The organism is Sphingomonas sp. 179-I 2A4 NHS (assembly GCF_045369135.1).
In the GTDB taxonomy this organism is placed as follows: Bacteria; Pseudomonadota; Alphaproteobacteria; order Sphingomonadales; family Sphingomonadaceae; genus Sphingomonas.
The window spans coordinates 1-10,162 of the sequence record NZ_JBIQFL010000027.1 but is presented as its reverse complement, the minus strand read 5'-3'; the positions used below and the strand labels follow the sequence as shown (position 1 = coordinate 10,162).

Annotated in this window: 8 protein-coding genes; 3 read left to right on the top strand and 5 right to left on the bottom strand. The window is 63.5% G+C overall.

The window, feature by feature from the left end; genetic code table 11:
• Nucleotides 1-134 precede the first annotated feature (134 nt).
• Nucleotides 135-779, top strand: coding sequence for an NAD-binding protein (locus ACH0CP_RS18760; RefSeq protein ID WP_406889975.1), 645 nt, complete (start codon nt 135-137; stop codon nt 777-779).
• Nucleotides 780-837: 58 nt separating this feature from the next.
• On the opposite strand, the gene ybaL is transcribed toward ACH0CP_RS18760, so the two are convergent.
• Both ybaL and cls read right to left on the bottom strand, forming a co-directional pair.
• On the bottom strand, nt 838-2,532 hold the full coding sequence (gene ybaL / locus ACH0CP_RS18755; protein ID WP_406889978.1) for a YbaL family putative K(+) efflux transporter: 1,695 nt from the start codon (nt 2,530-2,532) through the stop codon (nt 838-840).
• Nucleotides 2,533-2,590: 58 nt separating this feature from the next.
• Nucleotides 2,591-4,006 carry a cardiolipin synthase gene (gene cls, locus ACH0CP_RS18750; RefSeq protein WP_406889973.1) on the bottom strand — a complete coding sequence of 472 codons (1,416 nt, stop codon included), beginning with the start codon at nt 4,004-4,006 and terminating at the stop codon, nt 2,591-2,593.
• A 581-nt stretch (nt 4,007-4,587) separates the two neighbouring features.
• Between cls and ACH0CP_RS18745 the strand changes: the two genes are divergently transcribed.
• Entirely contained in the window at nt 4,588-7,047 is a 2,460-nt protein-coding gene (locus ACH0CP_RS18745) for a vitamin K epoxide reductase family protein (protein ID WP_406889971.1), read from the top strand.
• Nucleotides 7,048-7,204: 157 nt separating this feature from the next.
• On the opposite strand, the gene ACH0CP_RS18740 is transcribed toward ACH0CP_RS18745, so the two are convergent.
• Nucleotides 7,205-7,882 carry an ATP-binding protein gene (locus tag ACH0CP_RS18740; RefSeq protein WP_406893939.1) on the bottom strand — a complete coding sequence of 226 codons (678 nt, stop codon included), beginning with the start codon at nt 7,880-7,882 and terminating at the stop codon, nt 7,205-7,207.
• 362 nt (nt 7,883-8,244) lie between these two features.
• Between ACH0CP_RS18740 and ACH0CP_RS18735 the strand changes: the two genes are divergently transcribed.
• On the top strand, nt 8,245-8,757 hold the full coding sequence (locus tag ACH0CP_RS18735; RefSeq protein WP_406889967.1) for an Hsp20/alpha crystallin family protein: 513 nt from the start codon (nt 8,245-8,247) through the stop codon (nt 8,755-8,757).
• A gap of 98 nt (nt 8,758-8,855) precedes the next feature.
• Here the strand turns inward: ACH0CP_RS18735 and ACH0CP_RS18730 are convergent, their stop codons facing one another.
• The gene (locus tag ACH0CP_RS18730) at nt 8,856-9,482 is read right to left on the bottom strand and encodes a Crp/Fnr family transcriptional regulator (protein WP_406889966.1); all 627 of its coding nucleotides are present in this window, start codon (nt 9,480-9,482) and stop codon (nt 8,856-8,858) included.
• Nucleotides 9,483-9,678: 196 nt separating this feature from the next.
• The coding region (locus ACH0CP_RS18725) for a helix-turn-helix domain-containing protein (protein WP_406893938.1) at nt 9,679-10,162 on the bottom strand (484 nt) is incomplete at its 5' end.

The following is a 10,162-nucleotide window of genomic DNA, read 5'->3' as shown; positions in this document are numbered from 1 at the left end:
TCCTCACCGGCGAATACCTCTGGCCGAAGGGTGCCGAGGCTTAGGGTGTCATTTCGCCCTCAGCCGGATTCGACCCCGAGATCTCCCTCCTCATCCTGACCCAGGCGATCGGTGGCGGCCTGCTGCCACCGATCGTGGCGCAAACGGCACTCGCAGGGACGGCCGTCAGCATTTTCCTGGCTCCGTTCCTCATCCAGTTCAATCGGCGCATCTCGGCCAAGGTCCTGTCGACGCCTCAGCTGATCACTGAGCCAGACGACATGATCGGCGGCTCCGCGGGCGATCTACGCGATCACGTCATCCTGGCGGGGTGCGGCCCTGTCGGACGGCTGGTGGGTACGGTTCTGAAGGCGAGCGGGATACCCTATATCGCGATCGAGCGCGACGTCGACCGGCTTCGGACTGCCCATCGCGAGGGGCATCAGGTCATTTTCGGTGATGCAACACGCCGCGGGGTGCTTGAGGCAGCGAACATCGATAGGGCCGCAGTGGTGGTCGCCCTTCTGAACAGCCAGCCGAGGCTGGAGCAGCTGGTACGCCAGGTACGGCAACTCAATCCGGCGGTGCCAGTCCTTGTCAGCACAAGAGACAATCGAGGTCTGGCATCCATCGCCAAGGCCGGCGCGACGTACATCTTCCCGGAGAACTTGGCTGCGGGCTTGGGGCTGGCCGTGCAGACCTTCGTCGCGCTCGGTGTCTCTCCGGAAGAGGCGCTCGCCCGCGTCCGGGCGATCCGCCTCCGCCTCAATCCGGAGCTTCGGGCTTTGCGCACGATCTGACCCGTCGCCGGAATCTGCCTTGCAAGACGGCGGGGCTCAGCGACGGAATCACTGTCGATCAGCTCTCCACCATGTGAACGAGTCCGTCGACGTCCTCCGATCCCCCTTCGGAAACCAGCGCCGCCATCTTGGCTGCTGCTGCCTTCTCCGCGAGGACGATCTCGTCAGCACCCATCGCCTGCAGGTGGTCCACCTCCGCCTCTGAATGGGCACGCGCGATGATGCGCAGGTCCGGGTTCATGGCGCGGGCACGTTTCGCGATGATGGCGGCTTCGAACCCCTCAGGAATAGCGATCAGCAGCGTCGATGCCCCGGTGATGCCGGCCCGCGTGAGGATGGAAGCTTCGGTGGCGTTACCCAGAACGACGCGCAGTCCTTCGGCTTGCGCTGCTTGCACGGCCTCTCGGCTGTCCTCGACTATGCTTAGCGCGTACCCCGAGGCCCCGAGCGTTGCAGCGATGAAGCGGCCGACCCGGCCATAGCCCACGATAACGACATGCCCAGGGGGCAGGCCCTGCTCCGGCTCCGGCTCTTCTGAAGAACCTTCCGCGGGGCCGGCGTGCCGAAGCGGCCGGATCCCCTGTCTGGTTACGAACGAAAAGAGCAGGGGATTGAGGAAGATCGAGATGATAGCGGCGGCGAGGATCAGGTCCCGTCCTTCTGGAGGCAGGATACCGGCGCTTACGCCAAGGCCGGCAAGAATGAACGAGAACTCGCCTATCTGAGCCAGGCTCGCCGAGATCGTTATCGCGGTTTGGTCCCGATATCCGAACGATCGGACGATGGCATAGGCAGCCGCGGACTTCCCGACCAGGATGATCGCGAGCGTCGCCAGCAACGCTCCCGGCTGCTCGAGGATCACCGCTGGTTCGAACAGCATGCCAGCCGAAACAAAGAACAGGACGGAAAAGGCGTCTCGGAACGGAAGGATTTCCTCGGTCGCAAGCCGGCTAAGCTGGGTCTCGCCCAGGATCATGCCGGCGAAGAAGGCGCCGAGAGCGAACGAGACGTCGAAGACGAACGCGGCGCCGAAGGCGACGCCAAGGGCAATCGCGAGCACTGCCAGGCGGAACAGCTCCCGGGACCCGGTATCAGCCACCCAGTGAAGGAGTGCCGGCATCGCGCGGCGGCCGACGAGGAGCATCAGCGCTATGAACCCTGCTACCTTCAGGAGTGTGGTGGTCACGGCGCTCACGGCCGCAGTGCCCGCATTCGCAGAGGTGCCCGCCAGAATCGCGGCGACGGACGGCAGAAGCACCAGCGCCAGCACCATCACCAGATCCTCGACGACCAGCCAGCCGACCGCGATGCGGCCTTGATCGGTCTGTACAAGGTTGTGGACCTGAAGAGCCCGCACCAGCACGACGGTGCTCGCAACGGATAACGCGAGACCGAAAACCAGGGCCTCGCCAGCGCGCCACCCGAGCGCCCAGGCCAGCACGATGCCCAATAGCGTCGCTACAACGATCTGGATCAAGGCACCAGGGACCGCGATCTTCTTCACTGACAGGAGATCCCGCAGCGAGAAGTGCAGGCCGACGCCGAACATCAGGAGAATGACACCGATCTCGGCAAGCTGCGATGCTATTTCCGGGTCCGCCGCGAAGCCGGGCATCGACGGCCCGACGAAGACACCAGCGAGCAGATAGCCCGCGATCGGGGATATCTTGAGCCGATGCGCCACGGTCCCTGCGATGAAGGCAGCGACAAGGCCGGCGACAATCGTGGCGATCAATGGTGCGTCATGGTGCATGGTCATTCCATCAAAAGCAAAGTTTCGTTCTCTCTCCGGCTCAGCTGGCCTGAGCAGATCACAGCAACGGGCTGAAGAGCCGCGCGACGTTCTCGGCACACTTGCGCGCGAGATTGCGGCGCTCCCAATCGCTTGCGCTCAGCGGGACGGATTGTTCCAGCCTTGAGCGCTCGATCTGGCGCAAGATAAGTGTGGCCTCGCGGTCGTAAAGGACGAGGCTGATCTCCGAATTTAGGGCAAATGATCGCATGTCGACGTTGCTCGATCCGACGACGGCGACTGCCTCATCGACGCTCATGTGCTTGGCGTGCAGAAAGCCCGGCTGGAACAGGTGGATCACCGCGCCTGCCGACAGCAGCTCGGAGTAGTAGGACTGCTGGGCGAGGTGCACGAGCGGATGATCGGAGCGGCCGGACAGCAGCAGATGGACCTCGACTCCTCGCAGGATGGCAATCTGCAAGGCTTGCAGCAGCGGCTCGCTGGGGATGAAGTAGGGAGTCGTGATGAGGACGCGCTCCCGGGCCGAATGGATCAGCGCAACGAAGAGCTCGTCGATGCCGCCATGTTCGAGATCGGGGCCGCTCGGCAGAACCTGGGCGAGGCTGGCGCCGGCATCCTCGGTGGAGGGATAGAGGTAGCCGTCAGCGAGTTCGATTTCGGTCTCAAGGAACCAGTCGGCCACGAACACAGCCTGCAGTTCCCCAACAACGGGACCTTTAACTCGCACCATCACTTCGCGGTTCGGCCAGCCCCAACCGTGATCGGCATCAATGATGTTCTGGGAGCCGGTATAGCCGATGCGACCGTCGATCACGGCGATTTTGCGGTGGTTGCGAAGGTCGAAGCGCGTCGTGCGGCCGAGCACCCTGAGCGGTAGGATCTCATGAACCTCCACCTCGGCTGTCCGCAACTCGCGGGCGAGGCGCTCGGCCCAGGTACGCGACCCGATCGCATCGACCAGGACCCTGCACTCCACCGCTCGTGAAGCCGCTCGCTTGAGAGCGGCCATGATCTTCCACCCGGTCTCGTCGGTAGCGAAGATGTAGAAGAGGAGGTGAACGTGGCTGGTGGCGGCATCGATATCCTGAACGAGCCGGTCCACGGTCGCGTCGTAGTCCGGCAGGAATTCGACCGCGTTGCCCGGTAGTGGCGGCATTCGGCCGATGCCGCTCACGAGGGACGCTGTGGAGGCTTGGACGAGCGGCAGATCGACAGGTAGGACCACACGATCGATACTGCCGACTGCCCTGCCGATGATCGGCCAGAGTTGCGCCACTCGATCCCGACGCCAACGAGGATGGGTCGGTCGGCCGATCACGAGGTACAGAACGAGCGCTACCCAAGGGGCGACGAAGAAAAGAAGAAGCCAGCTCTGCGTTGCCGCCGGCGATCGCCTGAATGGAACAACGATCAAGGCACCGATGCGAATGGCCCAAGGCGCGCCGGCGAGTAGCCATTCGAGAGCCGGAGCCACAATCAACACCCTGCACCGGGCGACATAAAAGCCCGGAGGCGGCCGACTAGCCCTGCGCCGGGCCGCTGTCGCACGATGCTCGCTGAATGCGGCCGTCCGCTTGAGCGCAGCGCAGCGTAAGCTGAGGACAGTGGTGGTGCGCTCTGCACGGTGCGGACTCAGGCGCGTCTGCCGGAATCGCCGGTGAGGAGGCCTGGCTGCGAGCGTCCGAATGCCCAGGTGGCGCTCATCGGCATCAGCTCTCTCATCGTCGCCTCCGGAAAAGCGCCAAGGAGTCTCACGACGGTTATGGAGCCGCCCTGACATAGCTCAGGACCAAGTGCCCGAACGATTGGCATGGGATCCATGCCGGCCCTTTCGGAACCGCAAGCACGAAGCTTCTTGGGGATGAAGGGCCGGAGCAAGGTCGTGATGCGCTGCGCGGGGTCGGGGCGGATGCGATGATCGCGTCAGCTCCAGCTTCGCGCTCCTGCATGACACTGGTTCTTGATGCCAGCGTGACCGCGCCACCGCCGCTTCGACCTTTCGGTCGGGACGGCCTGGCCAGGCAGGAAACGCGCGACAGATCGGGAAGCGTTCACATGGAGAAGCCTCTTGTCATCGTAACCGGCGCCACAGGCAATCTCGGCCGCTCGGTCGCTGCTGCGCTATCGTCGGATTACCGAATCGTCGGCCTCGACCGGCGGGAAGATGCGCTGGCCTTTCCGGTGATGAAGGTGGACCTGGGGTCGGACGAGTCAGTCCGCGACGTCCTCTCGACCATTCGCGCAACCTATGGCGAGCGCATCGCGTCGGTCATCCATCTGGCTGCCTACTTCGACTTCACGGGGGAGGAGCACCCGCTTTACCGGTCGGTAAACGTGGAGGGGACTCGCCGGCTGATCCGCGGGTTGCAGGAGTTCGAGGTCGAACAGTTCGTATACTCGAGCACCATGCTCGTGCACGCGCCTTGCTCGCCCGGCGATCGGATCGACGAGAGCTGGCCGATCGCGCCGGGCTGGGCGTATCCGAAGTCGAAAGCGCAGGCCGAGCAGGTGATTCGTGAAGAGCATGGTTCGATCCCGTATGCGATCTTGCGCTTTGCTGGCGTGTATGACGAGGAGACGGCTGTCCCCACCCTCGTCAATCAGATCGCCCGCATCTATGAGCGGGAGTTCGAGAGCTTCTTCTATTCGGGCTCGCCCCTGGTTGGGCAGTCGATGGTGCACCGCGAGGATCTTGTCGAGGCGGTCCGCCTTACGGTCGAACGTCGCGGCGAGCTGCCTCCGCAGACCGAGATCCTGATCGGCGAGCCGGAGGCGCTAGGATATGACGCGCTGCAGGATGAGATTGGATACCTCATCCACGGTATCCAGGACTGGCCGACGCTTCGCGTTCCGAAGCCCATCGCGGCCGTCGGAGTATGGGCACAGGACAAGCTCGAGCCGGTCGTGCCGGATGCGATCGATCAGGGCGAGAAGCCGTTCATCAAACCCTTCATGATCCGCCTCGCCGACGACCATTACGCGCTCGATATCGGCCGCGCGGAGAAGCTCCTGGGCTGGCGACCGCGCCACCGGTTGAAGGATGAGCTTCCAAAACTGATCGAGGCACTAAAGCGCGACCCCCTTTCCTGGTATCGCAGAAACGGTCTGCAGCCACCCCAGGACCTCGTAGATGCGGCCGCGCTGGGTAGCCATCCCGAGGAAGTCAGGCGCGCAAGCGACGAGCGCTACCGCAAGGAGCATAGCGAGACGCGCTGGGCCCACTTCGTCAACATCATGCTGGGTACCTGGTTGGTCACGCAACCGCCACTGATCGGCGTGGTCGAGCCCATGCTGCGGTGGACGGAGATCGGCTCGGGATTGCTGCTGATTGCGGTCGCAGCGCTGTCACTGAGTTGGCATGCGGGATGGGCGCGCTGGATCTCGGCCGCAATCGGCGCTGTGGTCATGGCGGCTCCCTTTGTGCTGTGGACAGGCAATTCGACCGCCTATCTGTCCGACACGCTGGTCGGAATGTTGATCTTCGGCTTCGCGGTCGGAACGAAGCCCGAGGTCGGACCGTCTGCGCTGGCGCGCGTGAACGGACCCGAAGTTCCTCCCGGGTGGTCGTACAACCCCTCGAGCTGGACCCAGCGCATCCCGATCATCGGCCTCGCACTGGTTGGTCTTTATGTCTCGCGCTACCTCGCGGCTTACCAGCTTGGTTATGTCGAGGACGTCTGGGAGCCGTTCTTCCAGGGCAGGACAGATGACCCGCGGAACGGCACCGAGGAGATCATCACGAGTGACGTCTCCGAGGCATGGCCAGTTTCGGATGCGGCACTCGGGGGCTACACTTATGCCCTGGAGATCCTCACGGGGATCGTCGGCTCGCGTGCGCGCTGGAGAACGATGCCATGGCTCGTCCTTCTGTTCGGACTGATGATCGCTCCGCTCGGCGTGGTCTCGATTTTCTTCATCATCATCCAGCCCATCTGGATCGGGACCTGGAGCACGCTTGCGCTGATCGGTGCCGCGGCGATGCTGATCCAGATACCCTACTCGCTGGACGAGATGGTGGCCGTCGGCCAGTTCCTCCGCCGACGCGCACGAGCGGGGAAGAATGTGCTTCGCGTGTTCCTGTTCGGAGACACCGATGAAGGCGACAGCCGGGATGTGCCTGATGAGTTCGACCGACCGGCCCGCGTGATCATGAAGGATGTGGCGATCGGGGGCGTTAGCCTACCGTGGAACCTGGCAATCGCGGCGGCGCTGGCGGCATCGCTTCTGTTCACGCGGCTCACATTCGGCGCGGAGCCGCCGATCGCTGATTGGGATCATCTTCTCGGATCGCTCGCGTTGACGGTGATCTCGATAGCGGCTGCCGAGGTCGCTCGACCCGCGCGCGTCCTGCTCATCCCCATCGGAGCGGCGCTTTGCGTCACGCCGTTCGTCTTCGGCGCAGGGGCTACGCACGCCGTCTATGATGTGCTGCTGGGCCTGGCATTGATCGGACTGAGCGTCAGGAGAGGGGCGATTGTGGGGCGCTATGGATCGTGGAGCCGGTTGATCGCCTGATCAGCGCACGAAGGCTTTCCGAGTGACACAGGCGGGGGTCCAAGATCTGGCTGTGAGGCGAGCACCTTGATCCGAAGTAGGCGCCATGAGGACGGTGGGCAGCGTTCGTCTTGGTTTCAGGTCCAGTGTGCGGAGCAGGCGCTCAAGGGCTGCGCTTTCAAGTACGAGACGCTGCTCGAGGTAGGTGGAGGATGACCCGCGTTCCAGATCCGAGATCACTTTCGATCACGACGTCGCCGCCGAATTGACGTGCGAACCGCTGAACCTGGCGGAGGCCAAGGCCGGTCCGGCCAAGCGATTGTCGGGTCGTGAAGAAGGGATCGAAGACGCGGCTCAGGACATCCGGTGCAATCCCTTCGCCGGAATCGATGATTTCGATCCGGACGAAGTCGCCGGCGGCCCCTCCGGCGGCGGTGGGGGCACGGCGGAACGTGTTGAAGGCCCGAACGACGAGAGCGCCGCCCTTGGGCATCGCGTCGGCGGCATTCGCAAGGAGATTACACAGGGCAAAGCGGAGGTAGCTCGGCACGACATGAACCCTCCACAGGTCCCGTGCGATCTCCGTGCGAAGATCGACGCCCTCTCCCAGAATGGCACGGGCTCTGTCCTCCAACTCCCGCAGGGCCACGGCCAGCGAAACCTGCTCGCGCGTCATTACCGGACCGACACTGAGTTCCGCTATATCGTCGCTCATAGAGGCAGCATTTCGTATCGCGCGCCTCATTCCGGCCAGCAGCCGCGACAGCTGCTGCGGATCAGCCCCTCGTTCGATCGAGACCAGCCCGGAGGCTATCACCGCCAGCATGTTGTTGAGATCCTGCGCCATGCCGCGCATCACCATGTCCGACTCACTGACGATTGGATCGGCGGTACTGTTCAAGACGACTGCAATGTCCATGACCACTCCTTCGATGGCCGCTGCTTCCGAACTACGGTCGCGCTCTTACGTTGCAGGATATCGCGACCGCTGACGATCTTGGACTGAGCTAGATCAGTGAGAGCATGAGGCGCCAGCTTAGGAATGGCTGTCTCAACCGACCGCGTTGCTGAAATGCAGAGGCTTTGAAGGTGAGGCCTGAAGTTCTCCGTCCAAATCCTTGGAAGGGGCAGTCTCGCGCCGGTGTGGGCACCTGAGGCCGCCAAGGAAGCGCTCGAGCGGCCTTCACATGAAGACGTTGTGAGAAGGAGTTAGGATTCATGGCCATTCGTGATCTGATCCCCTGGAGCCGTCAGGAGAACCGCGTTCCCGCGCAGGTCAGCGCTGCGGGCGACGTCAGCGACCCGCTATTTTCGTTGCACCGGGAGGTGAATCGACTGTTCGACGACGTTTTCCGCGGCTTCGGCGTGCCCGCGCTCGCCGGCGCCGGCCGTAGCGTGCTCGCTCCAAGTGTTGAGCTTGCCGAGACCGACAAGGAAATCCGCGTGACCGCCGAACTCCCCGGGCTCGACGAGAAGGACGTTGAAGTGATCGTGGAGGAAGGCGTCCTCACGCTGCGCGGCGAGAAGAAGTCGGAGGTCGAGGACAAGGACCGCGGCTACTCCGAGCGCAGCTATGGGCGGTTCGAGCGGCGCATCGGCCTGCCTCGGGACATCGAGCAGGAAAAGGCCAGTGCGACGTTCAAGAACGGCGTCCTCACCGTCGCGGTGCCGAAGGCCGCAGCGGCGAGCGAGAACGTTCGTCGTATCCCGGTCAACGCGCCTGCGGCATGACGACTGCCCGCCCGTGGGGAGGGCCTTGCGGGCGGGTCACGCCGATCGCGGCGTTCGGGCCGCGGGACTGGGTCAAGTCGCCCAGCTTCTTGCGATGCTCAGAGCAGGAGGCGAGGGTGCTGTCGGGTGGCCAGCGTATAGCCCGACAAGGTGGTCATGACCGATCGGTTCCGGATGATGAGCGAGTTCGAGGCGATTGCCGCGAGATCATCGCGGCGCAGTTCCTGCATCGAGCGGCTGACATGCGTCTCGGACAGTCCAAGCAGATCGGCCAGGTGACGGCGCTGCAGCGGGAAGTAGGACATCGCGTCCTGGCCAAGCCCAAGCGCCGCTAATCGGTCGACGAGCTCAAGCAGGAAGTAGGCGAGACGTTCCGGGCCGTTCTGCTTGGCGACTAGGGCCATGCGCCGATCGGCGCGGCGCTGATCCTCCATGAGTGCGAAGACCATCGCCTCGGATAGCTGGCTATGCTGCTGAAACAGCTCGTCGATATGCCGGCCGGTCAACACGCAGAGCGTCACCGGTGTCAGGCTTTCGACGCCGCTTTCGGAGTCGCCCAACATCAGCTGCTGAAGCCCGATCAGGCTGCCGGGGAGCAGGACGTCTACGATCTGTCGCTGGCCGTTCGGTGTCAGCTTGTAACGATAAGCCCAGCCAGCATAGAGCGTGTAGAGTTGCCCGCCGAAGCGACCGGGGCTCGATGATGACGCGCCGGGCCGGAACATCCACCTGGTTGCTCTTGAGCGCTCGCACAAAGCCTAACTCGGGCGCTGTAAATTGCTTGAACAGCGCCCACCGGCGAAGCGCGCAGTCTTCACACGGTATGAATTTCATTCGTTTCCCGACCCCTTCTGCATAGCGCGTGCGCTATAGCAGAGGCAGGACCACATGTCACATAATCGGCGCTCGGCTGAGAGGAGCTCAGGTTGTGACCACTGCGGAGGCCAGCCGGGCCAGACCGGCCGGATCCAGGATCTCCAGGTGACGACCATTCACCTGCACGTAGCTGTGCCGCTGGAGAAGCGTGAACGCCCGCGTGACAGTCTCGCTCGTGAGCCCTAGGTGATCGCCGATATCGGCCCTGGACATGAGCAAATGGAAGTGCCGGCGTCCCTCGAGCCTCTGCATGAGGTCGAGCAGGAGAAACGCCAGTCTTTCCATGGCGTTCGATCGGCCCAGGAGGAAGCCCGTGCGAAGTGCGACGCGGTACGTCCGAAGGAACCACGTCGTGATGGTGACACAGGTGAATTGATCGAACCGCCATAGCCCCTCGAGCACGCTTCGGTGGGTCATGATGAGCGACGTCGGGCACAGAGCCTGCGCGAACTGGCCCAGTCGGCCCGAAGCTGCGATTTTGGCCATGTTGAAGAACAAAGATTGAACATGGCGATCTACCAGGCTCGCT